This is a genomic window from Lysinibacillus sp. NPDC093197, from assembly GCF_044754025.1.
Lineage (GTDB): Bacteria > Bacillota > Bacilli > Bacillales_A > Planococcaceae > Lysinibacillus.
Window position 1 is genome coordinate 19701 of record NZ_JBIVOH010000006.1, and the last position, 24313, is coordinate 44013.

19 protein-coding genes, 1 riboswitch and 1 other annotated feature are annotated in these 24313 nt (G+C 39.3%); of the genes, 2 read left to right on the forward strand and 17 right to left on the reverse strand.

Annotated elements, in window-relative coordinates; all coding sequences use genetic code 11:
* Positions 1-41: 41 nt before the first annotated feature.
* Positions 42-650, reverse strand: coding sequence for a succinate dehydrogenase cytochrome b558 subunit (locus tag ACIP9G_RS15800; RefSeq protein ID WP_340823173.1), 609 nt, complete (start codon positions 648-650; stop codon positions 42-44).
* A gap of 272 nt (positions 651-922) precedes the next feature.
* Here ACIP9G_RS15800 and ACIP9G_RS15805 point away from each other — a divergent pair, with 272 nt between their 5' ends.
* A complete protein-coding gene (locus ACIP9G_RS15805) occupies positions 923-1357 on the forward strand; it encodes a YslB family protein (protein WP_340823172.1) in 435 nt (144 codons plus the stop codon).
* A 713-nt stretch (positions 1358-2070) separates the two neighbouring features.
* Here ACIP9G_RS15805 and ACIP9G_RS15810 read toward each other — a convergent pair.
* The 14 genes from ACIP9G_RS15810 to zapA form a co-directional block, all read right to left on the reverse strand.
* Complete coding sequence (locus ACIP9G_RS15810) at positions 2071-3300, reverse strand: aspartate kinase (protein ID WP_401020594.1); 1230 nt, start codon at positions 3298-3300, stop codon at positions 2071-2073.
* Positions 3301-3402: 102 nt separating this feature from the next.
* Positions 3403-3581: riboswitch (Lysine riboswitch) on the reverse strand.
* Between the two features lie 138 nt (positions 3582-3719).
* Positions 3720-5510, reverse strand: a complete 1791-nt coding sequence (gene uvrC, locus ACIP9G_RS15815) for an excinuclease ABC subunit UvrC (RefSeq protein ID WP_401020596.1) — start codon at positions 5508-5510, stop codon at positions 3720-3722.
* A gap of 192 nt (positions 5511-5702) precedes the next feature.
* Positions 5703-6014: a thioredoxin gene (gene trxA / locus ACIP9G_RS15820; protein ID WP_024363864.1), complete on the reverse strand. Its 312-nt coding sequence runs from the start codon at positions 6012-6014 to the stop codon at positions 5703-5705.
* A 121-nt stretch (positions 6015-6135) separates the two neighbouring features.
* Positions 6136-7485, reverse strand: coding sequence for an amino acid permease (locus ACIP9G_RS15825; RefSeq protein ID WP_340823165.1), 1350 nt, complete (start codon positions 7483-7485; stop codon positions 6136-6138).
* 58 nt (positions 7486-7543) lie between these two features.
* Positions 7544-7776 (reverse strand) — a binding site (T-box leader).
* 156 nt (positions 7777-7932) lie between these two features.
* Positions 7933-8910: an electron transfer flavoprotein subunit alpha/FixB family protein gene (locus ACIP9G_RS15830; protein ID WP_340823163.1), complete on the reverse strand. Its 978-nt coding sequence runs from the start codon at positions 8908-8910 to the stop codon at positions 7933-7935.
* 46 nt (positions 8911-8956) lie between these two features.
* Entirely contained in the window at positions 8957-9730 is a 774-nt protein-coding gene (locus ACIP9G_RS15835; RefSeq protein ID WP_340823162.1) for an electron transfer flavoprotein subunit beta/FixA family protein, read from the reverse strand.
* A 109-nt stretch (positions 9731-9839) separates the two neighbouring features.
* Positions 9840-10613, reverse strand: coding sequence for an enoyl-CoA hydratase (locus ACIP9G_RS15840; protein WP_401020601.1), 774 nt, complete (start codon positions 10611-10613; stop codon positions 9840-9842).
* 14 nt (positions 10614-10627) lie between these two features.
* Positions 10628-11209 (reverse strand): fatty acid metabolism transcriptional regulator FadR, encoded by a 582-nt coding sequence (locus ACIP9G_RS15845; protein WP_172772354.1) that lies wholly within the window; start codon positions 11207-11209, stop codon positions 10628-10630.
* A 269-nt stretch (positions 11210-11478) separates the two neighbouring features.
* Positions 11479-13170 carry an AMP-binding protein gene (locus ACIP9G_RS15850; RefSeq protein ID WP_401020604.1) on the reverse strand — a complete coding sequence of 564 codons (1692 nt, stop codon included), beginning with the start codon at positions 13168-13170 and terminating at the stop codon, positions 11479-11481.
* A gap of 487 nt (positions 13171-13657) precedes the next feature.
* The gene (locus ACIP9G_RS15855) at positions 13658-14071 is read right to left on the reverse strand and encodes a DUF350 domain-containing protein (protein ID WP_010860124.1); all 414 of its coding nucleotides are present in this window, start codon (positions 14069-14071) and stop codon (positions 13658-13660) included.
* Between the two features lie 21 nt (positions 14072-14092).
* The gene (locus tag ACIP9G_RS15860) at positions 14093-16459 is read right to left on the reverse strand and encodes an endonuclease MutS2 (RefSeq protein WP_401020607.1); all 2367 of its coding nucleotides are present in this window, start codon (positions 16457-16459) and stop codon (positions 14093-14095) included.
* 18 nt (positions 16460-16477) lie between these two features.
* Positions 16478-18187: a DNA polymerase/3'-5' exonuclease PolX gene (polX, locus tag ACIP9G_RS15865; protein WP_401020609.1), complete on the reverse strand. Its 1710-nt coding sequence runs from the start codon at positions 18185-18187 to the stop codon at positions 16478-16480.
* Positions 18188-18377: 190 nt separating this feature from the next.
* Positions 18378-18923: a CvpA family protein gene (locus tag ACIP9G_RS15870; protein WP_340823152.1), complete on the reverse strand. Its 546-nt coding sequence runs from the start codon at positions 18921-18923 to the stop codon at positions 18378-18380.
* A 5-nt stretch (positions 18924-18928) separates the two neighbouring features.
* A complete protein-coding gene (gene zapA, locus ACIP9G_RS15875) occupies positions 18929-19189 on the reverse strand; it encodes a cell division protein ZapA (protein WP_024363855.1) in 261 nt (86 codons plus the stop codon).
* Between the two features lie 135 nt (positions 19190-19324).
* On the opposite strand from zapA, the gene rnhC reads away from it, so the two are divergent.
* Complete coding sequence (gene rnhC, locus ACIP9G_RS15880; RefSeq protein ID WP_340823151.1) at positions 19325-20251, forward strand: ribonuclease HIII; 927 nt, start codon at positions 19325-19327, stop codon at positions 20249-20251.
* Between the two features lie 257 nt (positions 20252-20508).
* On the opposite strand, the gene pheT is transcribed toward rnhC, so the two are convergent.
* The gene (gene pheT / locus ACIP9G_RS15885) at positions 20509-22926 is read right to left on the reverse strand and encodes a phenylalanine--tRNA ligase subunit beta (protein ID WP_401020612.1); all 2418 of its coding nucleotides are present in this window, start codon (positions 22924-22926) and stop codon (positions 20509-20511) included.
* Positions 22927-22938: 12 nt separating this feature from the next.
* On the reverse strand, positions 22939-23976 hold the full coding sequence (gene pheS / locus ACIP9G_RS15890; RefSeq protein ID WP_340823148.1) for a phenylalanine--tRNA ligase subunit alpha: 1038 nt from the start codon (positions 23974-23976) through the stop codon (positions 22939-22941).
* Between the last annotated feature and the right edge of the window lie 337 nt (positions 23977-24313).

The window sequence follows — 24313 nt, forward strand, 5'->3', positions numbered from 1 at the left end:
ATTGCAAAGATTGCATGCACTTCTATAGTAGCTTTATTAAATTATACGAAAGCTAAAATAGCAGCCACACCAACTACACTTAGAATTACGAAAAGAACGTTTGTTACATAAGTAGCAATCTTTTGAGACTGAGGAGATTGTGTGATACCCCAGCTTACTAGGAATGCCCATAAGCCATTTGATAAATGGAAAGTTGCTGATATAATACCAACAATATAGAATCCAAGCATAAATGGATTACTTACGATATTTGCCATCATGTCGTAATCAACGTGTGTACCAAGCGCTTTTTGAATACGAGTTTGGAAAATATGCCATGCAATGAAAATTACTAAAAATACACCAGTGAAGCGTTGTAATGAGAACATCCAGTTACGGTATGTGCTAAAACGCCCTGTATTTGGTGTAGCAGTGAATGCGATGTACACACCATAAAATGCGTGGAACATTAATGGAATGTAGATGACAATCCACTCTACTAGGATAAGAAATGGAATCTTTTCCATTACTGCGGTAGCATCATTGTAACTTTCTGCTCCGCCTGTTGCTGTAAAGTTAATGAATAGGTGCATCGTTAAAAACAGACCTACTGGAATGATACCTAGTAGAGAATGTAAGCGACGCCATAAAAACTCTCGATCTTTCGACAAGACTGTTACCCCCCTTAGTACTTAAAATAGCACAACAAAAGAAGTCACCATTTTGTAAATGATACTCCATTGACTGTGTATTTCATCATGGTACAATATTATGACATGTTTATTGTACTCTCAAGTGCTACGAGCGTCAAGGTAACATAGAGTTTTTAATAGCCCTTATTATAGAAGCAATCTAGTACATAACGTGTCGTTTCTTCTCGAAAATTCTACCTTTACTTTATTGACGCTAAATTATAAGAAAATTCTAAGAAAGAAGGATTTCAATGTTAAATAATCCATCTAATACAATCTCACCATTTGGATATGAATTAATCCGTGATCATATACTATCTTCTATACTCGGTAAACATGAAGATGACGTACTTTATTGGGCTGGAAAAGAGCTTGCACGGAAGTTCCCTTGTAAAAGTCAAGAAGAACTTATCGCATTTTTCGCGGATGCGTGCTGGGGTACTCTTGAATTGACAAAGGAGTCTAAAGATGGACGCATTTTCCATTTAACAAATGAACCAACACTTTTGCAAATTCATAATCGAAGCTTCAGACTAGAAGCAGGGTTTATTGCTGAACAAATCCAACAAGCAAAAGGATACTTAACGGAATGTTATGATGAGAAGCGCGAAAAGCACCAGTTCGTCATGTTTACAGTTAAATGGGATGTTAAAGAGCGTATTATGAATACAATTCAAAATGGATAAGCTAGTAAAGCATTGCGATTTTGTTAGAAAAGCAATCCTTTCTGAGTATCGACAAAAGGCAACATGAAGTAACTCTTGATGCCTTTTGTCATTTTTTTATCCTTTTTTAGTAATCAATTGGAATATTCCTACCGCTTCGTTTAGTGAATTGGAGCGAAGGACGGACGACTCCTGCTCAGAACGCACAGAACGCAAGACGTAACAAACCGCACGCTAGCAAGGGTTACAGCTTACGTATGTGCCCGCAGAAAGCGTCCGCCCGTAGCGCAAATCAACCGCAGTAGTCATCTGCATTTATTTTATAGAAGACTAACTTTTGAATTTGTGGTCATAAAATAGAATTTATTTAGCAATGGGATTAGGTGATTGGAGCGAAGGACGGACGACTCCAGCTGGAACGCACAGAACGTAAGACGTAACAAACCGCGCGTTAGCGAGGGTTACGGCTTACGTATGTGCCCGCGGAAAGCGTACGCCCGTAGCGCAAATCAACCGCAGTAGTCATCTGTACTTATTTTATAGAAGACTAACTTTTGGATTCGTGGTCATAAAATAGAATTTATTTAGCAATGTGATTAGGTGATTGGAGCGAAGGGTGGACGACTCCAGCGGGAACGCACGGAACGTAAGACGTAACAAACCGCGCGTTAGCGAGGGTTACGGCTTACGTATGTGCCCGCGGAAAGCGTACGCCCGTAGCGAACTTCTACCTTTTAGTTTACGGGAATCTCTTCTGCTAAATTAAACTCCTCATGTAATGCGTTTGCAGCACGGATCATTTCGTCCTGTGGTACAACAACAGAAACTTTAATTTCAGAAGTACTGACCATTTTTACTGCAATATCCTCGCGGCGTAAACGGTCAAACATTCGTGCAGCAACGCCAGGATTTGATGCCATGCCTGATCCTATAATTGAAACTTTCGCTAAGCCAATTTCAAAATCTGCAAAGCTAAAACCAAGTGACAATTTACTATCCTCTAGTACACGTAAAGCATCAGCAAACTCTTCTTTTAAAATTGTAAAAGATACTGATGGTCTCACACCTTCTATAATAGCTTGCACAATAATATCAACATTAATGCGATTGTCTGCAAGTATAGCAAACATATCTGCTAACGATGCAGTTGAGTATGTATCATAACCGATTGTTAGGCGAATGGTATCAGACTCATAAGCAACACCACGTACAATTAAATTTTTCTCCATTTCAACTTCCTCCTTCAATAAAGTACCTTCTGTATCTACTACACTTGAACGAATAATGACTGGGATTTGAAACTTTTTTGCGAGCTCCACTGCACGTGGATGTAAAATATGTGAACCTAAATGTGATAGTTCAAGCATTTCATCATATGAAATCTCCTTTAACTTTCTTGCTTTTTCAATATGACGAGGATCTGCTGTATAAACTCCATCCACATTTGTATAAATGTCAACACGTTCCGCTTCTAATGCGGCTGCAATGGCTACTGCTGTGGTTTCGGCTCCACCCTTACCAAGTGTTGTTATATTGTGTGCACTATTAATGCCTTGCTCCCCCGCAACAACGACAATTTGTCCTTGTATCAAATGTTCTTTCATACGGCTCACATCGATATGGTCGATACGTGCATTAAAATGTTTCGCATCTGTATGCACACCAGCCTGCCAACCAGTCAATGAAACTGCATCATAGCCTTCCTCTTGTAAAGCAATTGCAAAAAGGGCACTTGCTAATTGTGAGGTCGTTGATAGTAGTACATCCATCTCACGTTTAGAAGCATCGTCTGATAAATCACGTCCCATCTTCGCTAAGTCTTTAGCTGTGCGACCCATTGCTGCAGTCACCACTACTACTTCATAGCCAAGCTCTTTTTTGGCTATCGCTATTTTAGCGACCTCTCGAATCTGCTCAGTTGAAGCTATTGCAGGTCCGCCAAATTTCAATACAATACTCGCCATTTTCATCATTCTCCTTTTATCAATTCGTCTCTAGAACAGCAAAAAGGCAGCCCTCACATAACGTGAAAGCTGCCTGCAACATGTACAATAAAAAGCTTGCGCATGTGTGATAGCTCTCCGAAACGTAAAGATTCGACAGTCTTACATCTATTAAATGCAAAACCAGCAAAGTATCGGAAACAACGATACTTCACTTCGGCAAGCTCCCCTTTCACAAATTGTCACTGGATTTGTCCATCCTTCAATGTGCTACTATTGAATCTTGCACCTCTATCATCACTTAAAATAGTGAATTTATTAATTTTCCCTTTATGAAAATACTTCCTTTTTATGCATTGCTCACATAAACATTCATACAAGGTGTAATAGAACAAGATAGTGTTTTCACTTCTTTGTTCTATGACAACCTTAGCATATGTCTAATCCTTTGACAATGTCTGTTGTTGAAAATAATTGTAAATACTGTTCGCTAAGTTCGCAGGTATTCCCGCTTCTTGAAGTGCAAGCTCACTTGCCTCACGAATCTTTTTAACAGAGCCGAAATGCTTCAATAATTGTTGCTTGCGCTTTGGACCAACACCTTCAATTCCATCTAGAACAGATTGAATAGCATTTTTCTCATGCTGTTGGCGTAAAAATGTAATGGCAAAACGGTGTACTTCGTCCTGAATACGCTGTAGTAAATAAAACCCGTCACTTGTCCGCTTTAATGCAATGACATCGGGCGGATCTCCAAATAAAAGCTGTGATGTATTATGCTTTTCATCTTTTGCTAAGCCCGCAATTGGGATAACAAGACCAAGCTCATCCTCTAACACTTCTCGCGCTACTTCCATCTGTCCTTTACCGCCATCTATTAGAACTAAATCAGGCAATGGCAATCCTTCTTTCAATACACGCGTGTAACGGCGACGTATCACTTCTTGCATTGCTCCGTAATCGTCATGTTTAGCGGCTGTGCGTGTCTTGTATTTACGATATTCCTTCTTTGCAGGTTTACCATCAATAAACACAACCATTGCTGATACCGCATCAGCACCATGCATATGACTATTATCAAATGCTTCAATGCGAAGAGGTGCTGAAATCCCCATTGCTTCACCCAATGCCTCGCAAGCACCAATTGTTCGCTCTTCCTGTCGCTCAATTAGCTGGAATTTTGCCGCCACAGCAATTTCTGCATTTTTCATGGCCAAATCTACTAGTTCCTTTTTTTGTCCTCGCTTCGGCGTTAGCACTTTAACCTCTAATAATTCCGTTAAAATTGCTGCATCAATTGACTGAGGAATAAAAATTTCCTTAGGCTTAATATGCTCAGGCTTTTCATAAAAGCGGCCAACAAATGTTAAAAATTCTTCCTCAACATCCTGATAAATAGGGAAGATAGAAACATCGCGTTCAATCAACTTACCTTGACGAACGAAAAAGACTTGCACACACATCCAGCCCTTTTCAACTGCATAACCGAATACATCGCGATTCGTAGTATCACTGGACACAATTTTTTGCTTTTGCATAACCGTTTCAATATGTGCAATTTGATCGCGGAACTCTTTCGCTCGCTCAAATTCTAGTTGCTCAGCTGCAGCCAACATTTTCGCTTCAAGCTCTTTTTTTACTGTCTCTACTCCACCATTTAAGAACTTCGTCATATCTTCAATCATATCGTGATATACTTGTGCATCAATTTCTTTTACACACGGCGCTAAGCATTGTCCCATATGATAATACAAGCAAACTTTTGAAGGTAATTGTACACATTTTCGAAGTGGGTATAGTCTATCAAGCAGCTTTTTTGTCTCACTTGCTGCATACGCATTTGGATAAGGGCCAAAGTATTTTGCTTTATCTTTTTTTACTTTCCGTGTTGTAATAAGCCGTGGATATTTTTCATTCGTAATTTTTATATACGGATACGTTTTATCATCCGTTAGCATGATATTGTATTTAGGATCGTGTAGTTTAATAAGGTTCAACTCTAAAATGAGTGCCTCTAAATTAGAAGAAGTCACAATGTACTCAAAATCCTCAATCTCACCAACAAGGCGCTGAGTTTTTCCTTCATGCGTTCCTGTAAAATACGAGCGTACTCGGTTTTTAAGCACCTTTGCCTTACCTACATAAATAATTGTCCCTTGTCGATCCTTCATCAAATAGCAGCCAGGCTGATCTGGTAAAATATCAAGCTTTCGTTTAATTAAATCATTCATCGCCTACCTGCCCCCCTTTTTGATGTCTTAATAATAACCGCCATTCCATTACCATTCTCTTATTGCCTTTCATCGTTACAAAAAACAAGAAAATTTATTGAAAAACGAGCGTTTATTGATTTTCCTCTATCTATTATATAACGAAAAAAAGCCAAGCACATCTAAAGATGGCTCAGCTCTTTATTTTACGAATTAAGCATGTTTAGCGATGAAAGCTTCTAATGCTTCTTTTGGTTGGAAACCAACAGTTTTGTCTACTAATTCACCGTTTTTGAATAAAAGCAATGAAGGGATAGACATGATTTGGTATTGTGCTGCAGTACCTTGGTTGTTATCCACATCTACTTTTACGATTTTAGCCGCACTACCTGCAGCGTCCATTTCTTCAAGAACTGGTCCAATCATTTTACATGGTCCACACCAAGCAGCCCAAAAGTCGACTAATACTAAGCCTTCTTTAATATCATCTTGAAACGTTGCATCTGTTGCATGTACAATTGCCATTTGAAATCCTCCTTAAATCTTACTATGGTTGTAGTATAGCATGGATAAAATAGCTTGAGCGAACAATCTGCCTGCAATGTATATTTTATGAAAAAAGTGTCAAGAAAATAAATAACGCCAATTAATTCACTTGATGTCGGCCTTTAAATACATACGTTAACGTAATAAAAATGTAAATTGCTAACGTAATTCCTGTCACGATAATAGAGGTTGTAAAAATAATCCCAATGAGTATGGCACTTAACGCAATAATAGCAATCCACGTTGTATATGGAAACCATTTAACTTCATATGCGCTTGTGTTTTCTGATTGTTTTTTTCGTGATTTTAAATGAGCAATCGCAATAATTAACCAAATAAATAATACTGTATAGCCAAGCGATCCCATTAAGAAATCGAAAGTCTTGCTTCCAGCATATAAAGAAAAGATTACACCTAAATATAAAGCTAACGTACACATTAAAATAGCATATACAGGAACTTTTCGTTTAGATAAATGCGCAAAGATTTTAGGAACACGACCGTCTACAGCTTGTGTATACAGCACGCGAGATGATCCATAAAGCCCGGAATTCATTGAAGAAATAATAGCAAGTAAAACAACAGCATTCATAATATGGTCTGCACCTGGAATTCCGATCATTTTAAATACCATTACAAATGGACTTTCAGGGACACCATTTACTTCATTCCAAGGAATCAAGCTTACGATAATAAAGAACGGAAGTAGATAGAACGTAACGATACGGACTAATGTACTGCGAACAGCTTTTGGTACTACTTTTTCAGGATTTTTTGTTTCAGCTAATGTAATCCCAATGATTTCTGTTCCACCATAAGAATAAATGACGACAAGCATTGCAGCTATTAACCCCGTTGATCCGTTAGGGAAAAAGCCTCCGTGTTCAGTTAAGTTAGAAAAACCAACTGCTGTATGATTTCCAAACGTACCAAACAATAAAATAAGTCCTGCAATAATAAATACAATAATAACAGTGATTTTAATCATGGCTAGCCAGTATTCTGTTTCTGCAAATAGTTTTACGGATAACAGGTTAACGGCTGTCACTAATATTGAAACAGATAGAGCAAGTATCCAAATCGGATATTGAGGTAGCCAATATTGAATAAAAATAGCAGCCACTACTGATTCTGCTGTAATATTTAAAACCCACATTTTCCAATAGATCCAATCAAGGAAATATGCAGGGTATTTTCCTAACACCGACTCAACTAAATCCCTGAACGTTCTTGCTTCTTTATTTCGAACAGCCATTTCGGCTAAACCTTGCATGACAAATAATAAAATAATGCCTCCTACTAAGTACGCAATAAGCACAGACGGCCCTGCCATATCAATGGCTGCACTACTTCCTTTAAATAATCCAGCACCAATGGCACCACCTAACGCCATCATTGTAATATGGCGCGAGGTCATAGTTCGTTTTAATTGTTGATTGTTGTTTTCCACTTTCTTACCTCCTAAAATCAAAAAAGGCATACCGTCTGTTCCTTCATAATCAAATGAAAGAAGAGACGATATGCCATAAGCAACCGCGGTACCACTCTAATTGGTCCAATAAGAACCCAACTTAAAAACCTTGTAACGAAGGTTAATCGTCAAACAAATAGAATAATCCGACAATTCTATTTATCTTACCACTCCTAGGCAAGTTCAAAGTCTTATTGGACTGCGTTGCACCAACCCGCAGCTCTCTTTACCGAATAATGAGCTTTTACTACTCCTAATCTTTGCGTTTCAAAACAATATTATTGAAAAATTAATGATTATTCACCACTATAATGTTTACTGTTAGTTATGTCAATATTTTATTTTACGATAATTTTCAAATAATGCCTTTCGCTAGATTCATCCATACAAAAAGCAGGAAGGATTAATCCTTCCTGCTTCTGTTTGTTATGCGTTTACTTTTAATGCTTTAAATTCTTCGATTAGAAGCGGAATCACTTCAAATAAATCGCCTACAATACCGTAGTCTGCTACTTTGAAGATATTTGCTTCAGGATCTTTATTAATCGCTACAATTACTTTAGAGTTAGACATACCTGCTAAATGTTGAATTGCACCTGAAATACCTGCTGCGATGTATAGGTCTGGTGTAACAACCTTCCCTGTTTGACCGATTTGTAAAGAATAATCACAGTACTCAGCATCACATGCACCACGAGATGCACCAACTGCACCGCCAAGTAAATCAGCTAATTCCTTTAATGGTTCAAAGCCTTCCTCTGATTTAACACCACGACCACCAGCTACAACTACTTTTGCTTCTGAAAGATCTACACCTTCTGAAGATTTACGTACAACCTCTTTAATGATTGAACGTAAGTTTGTAATATCTACAGTGACAGAAGATACATCACCTGATTTACCCGCAGCTTTTTCTAAAGGTGCAATATTGTTCGGGCGAATTGAAGCTAACACAATGCCCTCTTTTACTTTTACCTTTTCAAAAGCTTTACCAGAGAAGATTGGACGAATGAATACTACATCGTCACCAGCACCTTCAATCGACGTTACGTCAGAAACAAGACCTGCTTGTAATTTACTCGCAATTTTTGGAGATAAATCTTTACCATTTGCAGTATGACCAAACACAATGCCCGTTGGCTGTTCTTGCTCGATAACAGCTAATAAAGCTTGTCCATAGCCATCTGATGTATATTGTTTTAAATGTGGATGTTCCACCGTCACAACACGATCTGCACCATACTCGAATAATGGACCTGTTAATCCTGCAACCGCGTCCCCTAAAAGTACGCCAACAACCTCGCCACCATCAGCGATTTGTTTTGCTGCTGCAATTGCCTCGAAAGATACATTACGTAAGCTTCCTTCACGAACTTCACCTAATACTAATACTTTTTTTGACATAGTATATTCCCTCCGTTACCCTTTAAGATTCGATTTGCGCTAACACTTAAACAACTTTCGCTTCTGAATGAAGTAGGTTGACTAGCTCTTTTGCTTGCTCAGAAAGTTCGCCTTGTAAAATACGACCTGCTGCTTTTTGAGCTGGTAAGTAAATGTCGACTGTTTCTACTTTTACTTCAACATCATCTTCATCGATATCTAAATCATCTAATTCAAGCTCTGCAAGCGGTTTCTTCTTCGCTTTCATAATGCCTGGTAAAGATGGGTAACGTGGCTCATTTAGACCTTGTTGAGCAGTTACTAAAAGTGGTAAAGACGTTTCAATCACTTCTGAATCACCCTCGATATCGCGCACGATTTTTGCAGATGTGCCATCGATTTCAAGGTTTGTAATTGTTGTAACATAGTTGATGCCTAATAAATCTGCAACACGTGGACCTACTTGACCTGAACCACCGTCAATAGCCACATTTCCTGTTAAAATCAAGTCAGCATCTTTATCTTTTAAGTACTCAGCTAAAATGAATGCAGCTGCATTTTGATCTAATTCATCTAAATCATCTTCTGTATTAATAAGAACCGCTTCATCTGCACCCATTGCTAATGCTGTACGCAATTGCTTTTCTGCATCCTCGCCACCGATTGTAACAACTGTTACTTTACCACCAGCTGCATCACGAACTTGAATTGCTTCTTCAATTGCATACTCATCATAAGGATTAATAATGAATTCAGCGCCGTCCTCTTGGATTTTACCACCCGACACAACGATTTTTTCTTCTGTATCAAACGTACGTTTAATTAATGCAAAAATGTTCATATTTCATACCCCCTGCAACGTTTTTTAAATTCCCAAGTAAACTTGTAAATATTATATATTTTCAGAGTTGATAAACTCCCCTTAAGTGGTTAACAACACTGATGGAAAACTATTTGCCAGTAAACACAGGCTCGCGTTTTTCAATAAATGCTTGAATTCCTTCTTTAGCATCTTCTGATACAAATACTGTACCAAATGATTTAGCTTCTGCTTGAATACCTTCATAAAATGAAGCATGTTTCGCATATTGTAATGCTTGAATCGCTTCTTTTAATGCAATTGGACTCTTCTTCGCAATCTTTTTCGCTACCTTTAGTGTTTCATCAAGTAATACTTCATCTGTAAAAGCACGGTTTGCTAGTCCCCATTGCACTGCTTCTGTACCGGAAATAGGATCACTTGTAAACATCATTTCTGCTGCTTTAGCTACCCCAACATAACGTGGTAAACGTTGTGTGCCACCGAAACCTGGAATAAGACCTAGTTGTAGTTCAGGCAATCCTAATTTCGCAGATTCTGTTACAAAGCGCAAATGACAGCTCATAGCTAATTCTAGACCACCGCCAAGTGCGGCACCATGAATTGCAGCGATTACTGGCTTAGGGAACGACTCAACGCGTTCAAATACTTGTTGACCATGACCTGCAAGCTTCGTAAACTCTTCCCCAGAGTCAACTTCTGTAAATTCTTTAATATCTGCACCTGCTGAGAAGAAACGGCCTTCGCCATGAAGTACAAGGACACGTACTGCGTCATCGTTTTCTACGGCATCTAGCACAGCATTTACTTCTGCAATGATTCCGCGAGATAATGCGTTTGCTGGAGGACGTGCAATCGTAATAATCGCTACTCCATCTTCTACTTTCCAACTTAGAAATTCCATTTCTCCACATCCTTTTAAGCTTTAATGCCGTTCAGGATTAATGCCTGAACTTTCGGAACCTGTTCTATCAAATCATATCGATAGTCATTCATAACCCAAGACGTAATAGTTTCGTCAATTGTTCCAAATACCATTTGACGCGCTAAGCGAACGTCCATCGTTTGATTGAACTCACCAGAAACCATACCTTCAATTAAAATTTGATCAAGCAGTTGTAAATAATCTCTTAATACACCATTGATCTTTTGTCGCAAATCTTTATTTGATTGTCGAAGTTCTAATTGTGTAACGGTCGCAAGTGATCGATCTGTAGCTAGAACACTAAAATGATTTTCAATCATCCGTGAAAGTTTGTCTTTCGACGTACTCCCATTTTCTATTATATCTTGTAATGACTCTACAAAAACAGCCATTTTTTCATTAAAGACAGAAATTAATATATCTTCTTTATTTTTAAAATATAAATAGATTGTTCCATCGGCTACTCCTGCTTGTTTTGCAATCTTCGATACTTGCGCTTGGTGATAACCATTTTCTGCAATAACGAAAACAGCTGCATCAATAATTTGCTTATATTTTGGCTTATCTCGCTTCATTTTTAAATCACCACCTACAAAAAACATACGCACACCTAATTATATTTTGTGACATAATTGACTAATCGTTAAAATAAATAATTTGCCAATATGTGACACACTGTGTAATTCTAAACGCTGAAGTTTCGAAACAAATTTTTGAACCGGTTCTTCATGATTAACATGGCGTGGTTTTAAAGAAACAAAAAAATATGAAAATATGAATGGTTATTCATTCATATTTTCATATTATATTTTACATTGGCGCTTGTCAATACTTTACCACGTAGTTATTTTGCTTCTTTATTCGCCATTTTTGTTTTTTCTTCTTCCACTAAAGTACGACGTAGAATTTTTCCGACTGCTGTTTTTGGTAACTCATCTCGGAATTCATAAAAGCGTGGCACTTTAAAAGCAGCTAAGTGCTGACGACAGTATTTATTTAATTCGTCTTCAGTAATCGAATATCCTTCTTTTACAACAATATAAGCTTTTACTGTTTCTCCTCGATACGGATCTGGAATGCCTGCTACTACGCATTCTTGAATTTCTTCCCGCTCATATAATACTTCTTCGACTTCACGAGGATAAATATTAAAGCCACCCGCTATAATTAAATCTTTCTTCCGGTCAACTACATAGAAGAAACCTTTTTCATCCATATACCCAAGATCACCCGTTAAGAACCAACCATCTGCAAAAGTCGCAGCTGTATCCTCTGGACGATTCCAATAGCCCTTCATCACTTGCGGACCTTTAACAGCAATTTCGCCTACTTCACCAACAGCAAGTTGTTCAGTATCCCCTGTACGTAAAATGACAGAATCCGTATTCGGCCATGGTAAACCTACTGAACCTATGACACGGTTACCCCAAATTGGTGTTGCATGCGTTACTGGAGAGGTTTCGGTTAACCCATAACCTTCGACAAGCTTCCCACCTGTTACTGCCTCAAATCGCTCCTGTACTTCTACAGGCAATGAAGCCGAGCCACTTAGGCATGCTTTAATAGACGATAAATCATATTTCGCAATATCCGGATGATTTAATAAACCAATATATAATGTCGGAGCACCAGGGAACAATGTTGGCTTTTGCTTATCAATCGTTTTCAAAGCTGTTTCTGCATCAAACTTCGGTAATAGCACCATTCTATTTTGAGTGAACACCGATAGTAGCATGACTGTTGTCATCCCATAAACATGGAAAAATGGAAGCACACCCATAATCGTTTCCTCGCCGTGGACACATTTATACATCCAGGCGTCACACATTGTCGTATTGGCAATTAAGTTTTTATGCGTTAACATAACACCTTTCGGATACCCTGTCGTCCCGCCTGTATACTGAAGTAATGCAAGATCTTCTTCGAAATCAAATGGCATTTCAATCATTTTTACAGGTGAGGACTTCATAATTTCTGTAAATAAATGATTTTGCCCGCTATGCTCAACTTTCACACTAAAGCCGTACTGCTTTTTTTGAATAAATGGATATACTAAGTTTTTTGGGAATGGTAAGTAGTCTTTGATCGCTGTTACAATGACATTTTCAAGCGCTGTTTCTTTCATGATTTTCATCACGCGCGGATATAAAATATCCATTACTAAAATGACCTTCGCACCTGAATCCGTCAATTGATATTGCAATTCACGTTCAGTATAAAGTGGATTTGTTTGTACTACGACCGCTCCAGCATACATCGCCCCATAGTAAGCGATTACACTTTGTGGCGTGTTTGGTAACATAATTGCCACCCGATCTCCCTTTTCTACACCAAGTGCTTGTAAATAGTTCGCGAACTTAAGTGCAGACTCATATAACTCGGTGTACGTCAAATCCTTACCCATAAAATGAATTGCCACTTTAGATGGTTTCTTTTTATAGGCACGTGTTAAAAACTCTTGCACAGGAATTTCCTCAAACGTTAAAGACGGTGGTATTTCTTCAGGATAATTTGCTAGCCATGGTTTTGCTGTCATACGTCCTCTCCCCTTTGTCCCAAACTTTGTAAATTCTTAATTTAATTATAATGAAAAAGAAATGTACTTTCAAACACAAAATAGAAAATAAATGTATTTTCGATTAATTATTATGCGTTTTACAACATTTATATAACTACCACATAAAGGTTTAAAGTCGACTCCCCTTATGAATGTTCATTCATTGTTTCGTTTTTTATACAATTGATGCGCTCCCTATTTCTATATTAAAAAAATAATTTTCTTCAAAAGTATTTCTATCATTTTGTAAAGAAAATAGATTTTCTCTATTAGTGCTTCACGTTTTCGATACAAAAAAACTGTAGAGAACCTTGAATTCCAAGTTTCTCTACAGCTAGACATTCCCTCATATTATTGAGGCTACATTAAAAAATTATACGGTAAACATATAGTAAATACCGACTGCCAAAAATGCGATGCAGACTATGATTAGAACTTTCGCTAATTTTTCCATCTCATAACACTCCTATGCAATACTTGCCCCAATAACGAACGATAGACCGACTGAAATCGTAAAGGAAATAAAGCCTACTGAGCGATTATCATTGGCAATTTCCTGATCCACGTTAAAGCGTGGCGTCATAAATTCAAATAAGAAATAGGCCACAATTAGTAACGTAAAACCAAATAGTCCCCACCCAATCATTTCACTCAGTGTACTATGGCGAGCAATCGAATAACGGAAAATATTGCAAATCCCTAATATTTTACCGCCGGTTGCAAGCGCAACAGCTACATTACCATTTTTTATTTCTTCCCAATTTTTATATTTCGTAACGACTTCGAACAATGCCATCGAGACGACTAAACATAACACAACAACACTAAAATATCCTGCCGTTTCGATAATTGGATATCGCCAAAAGCTAGAATTTAGCATTTTCTCCGTCCCCTTTACAGCTTATTTCAATTCCACAACAGTAACGCCAAATCCACCTTCGCCTGTTTCTCCAAAACGGAAGGATTTCACCCGTTTATGTTTTTTCAGGTAACTTTGTATGCCCTGACGCAATGCCCCTGTCCCAACGCCGTGAATAATCGACACTCGACCATAGTTTGAAAGCAGCGCATCGTCTATATATTTTTCAGTGCGAATAATCGCATCCTCATAGCGCTCCCCACGTAAATCTAACTCTAATTTCACATGGCTATCTCGATTTTTCACACCAGAAACTCGTTGTACAGGCTCTTTCTCAGGTTTAATGTATTCTATATCTGTATCGGCAATTTTCATCTTTAAAATGCCCATTTGTACAACCCATTCAGCATCAGATACTTTTTCAAGTAAAGTACCTCGTTGACCATAGCTTAACACCTTTACCTCATCACCGACAACCAAGTTTTGTGCACGCGCCTTAACTTGCGCTGCTTTTTTCAATACTTTGTTATGCTCAAGTGGTGTCGCTTCTTCTAAACGTTTACGTGCCTCAATAAGCTCATGCTCTTTCACTACTTGATTAGCATTTTTACGCATTTCGCGCAGCTCTGTAATAATTGTTTCTGCTTCTCTTTTTGCATCATCCACAATTTTACGTGCTTTTTCTTTCGCTTTTTTATCGAGTGCTTCTTTGCGATCTTCATATGCTTGAAGCTTGTCTTGTAGCTCTTTGCGAAGTGCCTCAGACTCTAATAGTAAGTCATGGGAGCGCTCGGCATCGTCCTCTGATTGGCGTCTCGTTTCTTCTAAGGAAGCAATCATAGACTCCACCTCATGACGGTCCGTACCTGTGAAGCTTTTAGCACGATCGATAATGGACTCTGGTAAGCCAAGACGACTAGAAATTTCAAATGCATTAGAACGACCAGGCACACCAATGAGTAAGCGATATGTCGGACTTAAAGTTTCAATATCGAATTCTACGCTTGCATTGGCAACACCAGGACGATTATAACCATATGCTTTTAATTCAGGATAGTGCGTCGTTGCCATGACACGTGCGCCGCGACCATGCACTTCATCCAAAATCGAAATAGCTAAGGCAGCACCTTCTTGTGGATCTGTTCCTGCACCTAATTCGTCAAATAACACGAGTGATTCGTGATCAAACTGCTTTAAAATGTCGACAATGTTTACCATATGAGATGAAAATGTAGAAAGCGATTGTTCAATTGATTGTTCATCACCGATATCAGCAAAAAGCTGCTCAAATACTGCTAGCTCTGAACCATCTAATGCTGGCACTGGTAAGCCTGCCTGCGCCATTAACGTACAAAGACCTACTGTTTTTAACGTAACGGTCTTACCACCAGTGTTTGGTCCTGTAATTACAATTGCTGTAATGTCTCTCCCGAATTCGATGTCATTAGCAACCGCAGTTTCAATAGGTAAAAGTGGATGACGCGCTCGTACAAGTCGGATATAACCGTCCTTGTTCATTTTTGGCATCGTGCATTTATTGGCTTGGCCGTATTTGCCCTTTGCTAAAATGACATCAATTTCACCTAATATTTTCACTAAGTTAAATAAATCTGGTGCAACTTCCTCCACCATCGCACTTAAAGCAAGCAAAATACGATCAATCTCCGTCTGCTCTTTCATTTTAAGTCGGTGTATTTCATTATTTGCTTGTACAACTGAATCTGGTTCGATAAATAATGTTTGGCCAGATGATGATTGATCATGCACAATTCCACCATAATGATGACGATATTCTTGTTTAACTGGAATTACATATCGGTCGTTACGAATCGTAACAATGGCATCTGAAAGCATTTTTGACGCATTACTACCTCGAGTTAAGCTTTCTAGTTTCGAACGCACTTTAGCCTCTTCAGCACGCAGAGATTGACGGATAGATCGTAATGTTTGGCTTGCTGAATCTAAAACAGCGCCGTTATCGTCAATACAGTTATTTATTTCATGCTGTAATCCCGTTAGTACAGGCATCATTTCTTTTTTAGTAATGAAATGAGGAATTTCAATAATTTCTTCGGACTCTAAATCCTCAAGGAAATTGCGAAGAATACGACTAGCTCGAATCGTACTTGATACTTCCATTAATTCCATCGCTGAAAGCATCCCGCCGATTTGGGCACGTCTTGCAGCAGGTCGAACATCGAAAATTCCACCCATTGGCACATTACCTTTTACACGTAAAATGGATAGCCCTTCATCCATCTCTTCTAACAACTGAACTACTTTTTCATAGTCTGTTTGTGGTACAAGCTCATCAATGGCTGATTTGCCGATTGAAGAAGTACAGTATGTAGCCACTTGTTGACGTACCTTATCATATTCTAGTGTTTTCAATGCGCGGTTTGCGATCACTGAGAACACCTCCTCAACCTATTTATTTCGTCGAATGAACGCCTCAAACTGTTCACGCGTCCATGTGTTGACAATCATATCTTTTTTCAGCCATGCCTTATTTGCATAGCGCACACCTATATCCATAAAACGTAAATGAGCGGTATCATGAGCATCGGTATTTATCGCTACAGGGACACCTGCTGCAACAGCCATTTCTAAGTGCTCAACACATAAATCTAAACGATATGGATTTGCGTTTAACTCTAAAATTTTACCATATTCCTTCGCCCATTCAATTAGCTGTGCTATATCTGGATTATAACCTGCACGATCCTCAATAATGCGACCTGTTGGATGGGCAATCATATGAACATACGGATTTTGCATTGCCGTGTGCAAACGCGCCATAATTTTATCCTGTGATTGTGTAAAACTCGAGTGAATAGAGGCTATTACGAAATCTAAATTTTTTAGTACTTCGTCATCAAAATCTAACGAACCATCCGGTAAAATATCCATCTCTGTTCCCGCATATAAATAAAAGTCTGGATGTGCTTCGTTAAATGCATCAATCTCCACTCGTTGCTTCTCTAAACGTGCAGGTGTTAAACCATTCGCCACTTTTAAATACTGTGAGTGATCGGTAATAACGCCATAGTGATAACTACGTGACATTAATGCATCTCCCATTTCGGCAACGGAGTATGCACCATCTGACCATGTCGTATGCATATGCAAATCTGCCACAATATCCTCTAGCTTTACTAAATCCTTTACTTCACTTTGGCGATCAAACTCAGTCGACCCCGTTCGTAAGCTAGGTGGAATAAATGGCATATCAAAATGTTCAAAAAATGCCGCCTCATCCTCAAATGTCAGTACTGAGCCATCTGCTTGCTCTACACCATATTCACTAATTTTCTCCCCACGTGCTTTTGCAAGTTGACGCATACGAACATTATGATCTTTTGAACCAGTAAAATGGTGCAAGGCTGTTGCATACTCAACATCCTTCACTAATCGAAAATCAACACTTATCGGTTCATCTAAATCTAAAATAACTGAAATCTTTGTATCACCTGCAGCTACGACTTCCTGAATTGCAAGTTCACTCAATAACTTTTCACGGACTACCTCAACCGCTTCAGTTACAACGATAAAATCAATATCTTTACTCGTTTCTGAGGCACGACGGAAGCTTCCAGCTACTGAAAAACGTGCCACTTCCTCCATACTACCGAGAAGTGCTTCAATTTGTAAAACAACAGGCTCTAGCAGCCAAATTGGCAAACGTTCCGAACGATTGGCAAAGTTAGCAAGCTCCTTTAAAATTTTTTCTTCAGTTTTCGCTGCAAAGCCCGCTAGCTCGCGCACTTTACCAGCCTCACATGCAGCCTGTAAGCTTTCTGCAGAGTCAATGCCTAACTCTTGGTGAAGCTTGGCAATTTTTTTGCCGCCTAAACCTGGCAACTTCAATAGTGGCAGTAAGCCTTTTGGCACGATATCTTGTAATTCTTTTAAGAGACTTGATTCTCCTGTCTCAATTAGGTCTTCAATAACAGCAGCTGTGCCTTTACCGATTCCCTTAAGCTTTGTCACATCTTCCATTTCACTTAGGGAGCGTTCGTCTCCTTCAAGTGCAGCAGCGGCCTTTCGGAAGGCGGATACCTTAAACGGATTTTCACCTTGTAACTCCATATATAATGCAATTTTCTCTAGTGTACGAATAATTGTTTTTTTGTTCATTTAGAATTCCTCCTATCGTAAAAACACTTCCCTCTAGTCCGAGAGAAGTGCATCGATTACTATTGCCTATTCATTACGGCTCTGCGCACAAAATAGCTGTGCCCTTAACAGCAACTTCGCCATTTAAGCGGATTTCTACGGACAAACAAGTGAACACCACATTCAGTTTTCCATGCGTAGACGCCAAATTTTATGAAGCATGGAGATAAATATACCACCAATTTTGGAACATCTTTGTAATAATCGGCGTATGCTCCAAAATGAGGCCTGATAAGAACGACTTCGACATTAAATTTTGCACCAAATCAATCGGTACTAATGCCAAAACATACAACACAATAAACAAAATTAAATAATTTTCAATCATGCCAAGCAGTGCACCAAGCCAACGGTTTACTGTATTAAGCACCGGTAGATAGGCAATAAAATCAAAAATAGATGCCACAATTTGCATTGTAATTTTCACAGCAAAGAATATAACCGCAAATGCAATAACACGGTAAAACGTGCGGTCTAAATCTAAGCTGTCAATGACAACCCCGAGGCTTCCCGAATCCGTAACACCTGGATATGGCACCCAAAACACAAATTTCTGTGCTAATGGCTTATAATAAATATACGCAACAATTAGGGCAACGACAAAGCTGACAATATGCATCATTTGTACAATGAAGCCACGTTTTGCCCCCACTAGTAGTCCAACTAATAGAACTACTAATATGATTAAATCTAGCATTCACTTCAACCCTTTAATTTTTTCAATTCTTCTTCTAGTAATTCTATTTGCTCTTTTAAGAGTAAATAATCGTGCACCGTATTTACAGCTGTAAGGACGGCAAGCTTTGTGCTATCAAGTGAGGGATTATGTAAATTCATTTCGCGCATACGGTCATCAACAATAGAAGCGACAAGTCGCATGTGTCCAATGGATTCGGAGCCGACCATTTTATATGTATGACCATATATTTCCACAGAAATTTTATTCTTTTCTTGATTTTCCATAGTCGCACCCTCCAATAAAATCATTTTGCTCACGATTTTGACAGTAATGAGCAACGTCCACACAAAAAAGCTATATATTATCATAACATGAAAGGTATAAAATTGTGAACAATGAGGATAGAAAGGAACGGTTAAATGTCAAATATTGTACTTTTAATTTCAACAAATGCACAAAAAGAGGTGATGTCTTATTACGCAAGTTATTATGTGGAGCGAAAAGCACCAGGTGTCGTATTCGCCGCAAAACTTCCTGATACAGCTATTACGATGTACAAATCGGGGAAATGTATGTTTCAAGGAGGGGGCGCTGAGCGAGAAGCGGCAAGATGGGGTTCCCCTGGGGTAACAACAACCCAAAAGTCCTCACCTGTTGGAGCAAAAGGAGATACGCTTCCCGAGGGCTTTGCTTCAATGTCTGTGTTAGGCTCCGATGAAACAGGGACAGGCGATTATTTTGGGCCTATAACAGTCGCGGCAGTTTACGTTCCTTCTTCAAAAATCGAACTAATAAATGAGCTCGGCGTTAAAGATTCTAAAATGCTTACTGATGACTATATGCGAAAAATAGCTCCAGATTTACGCGCGGCATGTATCCATAGCGTACTCGTATTACGCAATGAAAAATATAATGTATTACAAGCAAAAGGTTACTCTCAGGGCAAAATGAAAGCAATGATGCATAATAAGGCGCTCGGCAATACATTGTCAAAAATGGCCCCTGAAAAGCCTGCACATATATTAATTGATCAGTTCGCAGAGCGCGGGGTCTATTACAATTACTTAAAAAATGAGCGGGAAATTGTTAGAGATGATGTACTTTTTTCAACGAAAGCAGAACAATTACATGTTTCAGTCGCTACCGCTTCGATTTTGGCACGCGCTGCATTCTTAAAGGAAATGGACCAACTAAGTGAGCTAGCTGGCATAGAGTTACAAAAAGGAGCATCTAGCAAGGTTGATGCATTAGCGGCACGAATTTGGCGTGGACAAGGCGAGGAATTTTTGCGTTCTATCACGAAATGGCATTTTGCGAATACTGAGAAGGCTCGGAAGCTAAAATAAATATAGAGGACTACTGCCATTGATTTCGCTACGGTCTGGCGCTTTCCACGGGCAACTGTAAGCCGCAGCCCTCGCTAACGTGCGGATTGTTGCGACTTACGTGGCGTGCGTTCTCGCAGGAGCCGCCAGCCCTCCGCTCCAATTAACTTAATAGGTAATAAAAAAGACAAAAGGCACCAAGAGTTAACTTCTTGGTGCCTTTTGTCGACACTCTGAGCTGTCTCTAATTTCAAGACAGCTTGTTAAATTAGTATAAATTAACGTACTTCTGTTCCTTCAATTGTGGCGATTGCTTTTAACACTTTGTTATGTGCTGCAACAACTTCGTCATCTGTTAATGTTCGTTCTGGATCGAAATATGTTAATGAGAAGGCAACAGATTTTTTACCTGCCTCCATTTTTTCACCTTCGTAGACATCGAACACACGAATATCCTTCAACAGCTTTACGCCTGCTGAACGAATAGCGGTAATTACTTCACCCGCTGCTGTTGCACGGTCCATAACTAATGCGATATCTCGAGACATAGCTGGGAAACGAGGAACTGGTTTATAACCAAGTGGTGCTTCACTTGCATTTGCATGAAGTAATGCTACTAAATTCATTTCCATTACGTACGTATCTTTTACACCCCATGTTTTTTGTTCTGCAGGATGTAAGCCACCGATAATACCAACTTGTTCTCCATCTAATAAGATGCTAGCTGTACGTCCAGGATGTAAACCAGCTACTTCTGATTTAACAAATGTAATACGATCTGCTAAACCAAGCTTACCAATTACGCCCTCGATAATCCCTTTTAATACGAAGAAATCTACTTCCTTTTTCTCGCCTTGCCAAGCATGATCTAACCATTTACCTGTTAAAACAGCTGCAACATGCTCTTCTTCAAACGGTAGCCCCTCTTCTGTTTGACCAAGGAAGACAGAACCAACTTCGTATAATGCTACACTATCGGCTTTACGCGCAACGTTATATGCTGCTGCTTCAATTAAATGTGGAATTAAGCTTTGACGTAGTGTTGAACGATCTTCACTCATCGGCATTAATAAACGCGTTACAGGCTCTGCTTTTAGTGCAAAGCGTTGTGATAGTGCTGCAGATGTTAAAGAATAAGTGACAGCTTGATAAAGTCCTGCGCCTTCCATAAAGTTACGCACTACACGACGATTTGCTTGGTAAGCTGTCAATGTCCCAACTTGGTTAGCACCTTCTGGTAAAGTCATTGGAATTTCATCGTAACCATATAAACGTGCAATTTCTTCAACGATATCTTCTTCAATTTTAATATCTTGACGACGTGTTGGAGCATCGATAATTAATAAGCCATTCGCTGCTTCTACACCAAATTTCAAACGCTCTAAAATCGAAAGCATATCTTCTAATGAGATTTTCATGCCAAGACGTTCGTTAATAAAGTCTGGAGAGACAACAACACGTGCTGGTGTTTTATCTAATTCATCTACGATACACGTACCCTCTAACACTTCACCGCCAGCTAACTCAGCAAGTAACGCTGCTGCACGTTCTGCTGCAGGAAGCACTCGGTTTGGATCAACGCCTTTTTCAAAACGAGCTGATGCATCCGAGCGAAGACCTAGATTACGTGAAGTTTGGCGCACTGTTAAGCCATCGAAATAGGCAGATTCAATAACAACAGTTGTTGTAGATTCTGTTACCTCAGAGTTTGCTCCACCCATTACACCTGCAATCGCTACTGGCTCTTTGCCATTCGTAATCACTAAATCAGTCGCCTTTAATGTACGTTCTTGGTCATCTAAAGTCGTGATTTTTTCACCTTCTGTTGCTTTACGAACAACAATTTCACCTGTTGCTAAGCTATCATAGTCAAATGCATGAAGTGGTTGACCATATTCCATTAAAATATAGTTTGTCACATCGACTACATTGTTGTGAGGACGTACTCCAGCTGCCATTAAGCGGTGCTGTAACCACATTGGTGATTCTGCAATTTTAACGTTTTTCACAACTTTCGCTACGTACATTGGGTTTGCTTGTAGATCTTCCACTCGAAGCTTTAATAAGTCCCCTGCCTTTTCAGAAGATGTATTATAAGCGATTTCTGGGTACTTTACTTCTTCGGAAAGAATTGCACCAACCTCATAAGCTACCCCTAACATTGAAAGCGCATCGGAGCGGTTTGGTGTTAAGCCAAGCTCAAGCACAGTATCACGAAGACCTAAAACCGCTAGTGCATCAGAACCCACCTCTGCATCTGCTGGTAACACATAAATGCCTTCAGCATAAGCTTTCGGTACTAACTTACCTTCAATACCAAGCTCTTGCAATGAACAAATCATACCGTTTGATTCGTGCCCACGAAGCTTTGCTTTTTTAATTTTAATGCCACCTGGTAAATGTGCACCAGGACGAGCAACGATTACTTTTTGACCTGCATCTACGTTTGGCGCTCCACAAATAATCTGTTGTGGTTCCGCTTCCCCAACATCTACTTGGCAAATGTTTAATTTATCGGCTTCAGGGTGCTTCTCTTTTGACACAACATAACCGACAACGACTTTATCCATACCGCTAGCACGGTCAATAACTGCGTCTACTTCTATGCCAGAGCGTGTAATTTTTTCTGCTAAATCTTCAGGCGCTAAGTCCTGTGTACTTACATAATCTTTTAACCATTCTAATGATACTAACATTTATAGTCCCCCTTACGCCTCTGTTCGCTCGAATTGTGATAAGAAACGTGTATCACTTGTATAGAAATGACGAATATCGTCGACACCATATTTCAACATAGCAATACGTTCTGCACCAATACCAAATGCGAAACCAGAAACTTTCTTCGGATCATAACCAGCCATTTCAAGCACATTTGGATGTACCATACCCGCACCTAAAATTTCGATCCAACCTGTGCCTTTACATACGTTACAGCCTGAGCCACCGCATTTGAAGCAAGAAATGTCCATCTCTACAGAAGGCTCTGTGAATGGGAAGAAGCTTGGGCGTAAACGAATTTCACGATCAGCACCGAACATTTTTTTCGCTAACGTATCTAACGTTCCTTTAAGGTCGCTCATACGAATATTTTCGCCAATTACTAAACCTTCAATTTGCATGAATTGGTGAGAGTGTGTTGCGTCATCATTATCACGACGGAATACCTTCCCTGGACAAATTATACGAATGGATTCGCCTTTTTTTGCTTCCATTGTGCGAGCCTGTACTGGTGATGTATGAGTACGTAATAATATTTCCTCGGAAATATAGAACGAGTCCTGCATATCACGTGCAGGGTGACCTTTTGGTAAGTTTAAAGCTTCAAAGTTATAGTAATCCTTTTCTACTTCTGGTCCTTCAGCAATTTCGTAACCCATACCGATAAATAAATCTTCAATTTCTTCGATAACACGTGTTAATGGGTGACGGTTACCTACTTTAATATCACGGCCAGGTAATGTAACATCAATCGACTCACTTGCTAATTTTTCAGCAATAGCTGCTTCTTCTAAAACAGTTACTTTTGTTTCTAGCACCACAGTGACATTTTCACGAACTGTGTTAACTAAAGCACCCATTTTCGGACGTTCCTCAGCCGATAGTTTCCCCATGCCTTTTAATAAATCTGTAATTGGCCCCTTTTTCCCTAAATAAGCGACACGCACATCATTTAATTCTTTTAAATTTGCTGCTGCTTCAATTTTCGCTAGCGCTTCTTGCTCTAATTGCTTTAATTGCTCTTCCATGTGTAAAACCTCCTTGTTCATATAAGTGCCCGCCTGCACAAATGGCACAAAAAAACCTCGCCCCCAAAAAAGGGACGAGGACATATTCGCGGTACCACCCTAGTTATTGCACGATTAACTCCGCACAATCACTTCATTGACATAACGACTCGATTGAAGCCGGCATACCTTTACAGCCATTTTCACTTGCTGGTCCCGGTAGCTGCTCGCAGGCCGAATTCAAAATTGCATTGGTTCGGCGCTGGCTCTCAATCTCTGGCCTACGCTCCCTGTCGTCCATTCACAATCTTTACTACTTCCCGGTCAAAGCATTTCAATATACTTAATTACAATTTAA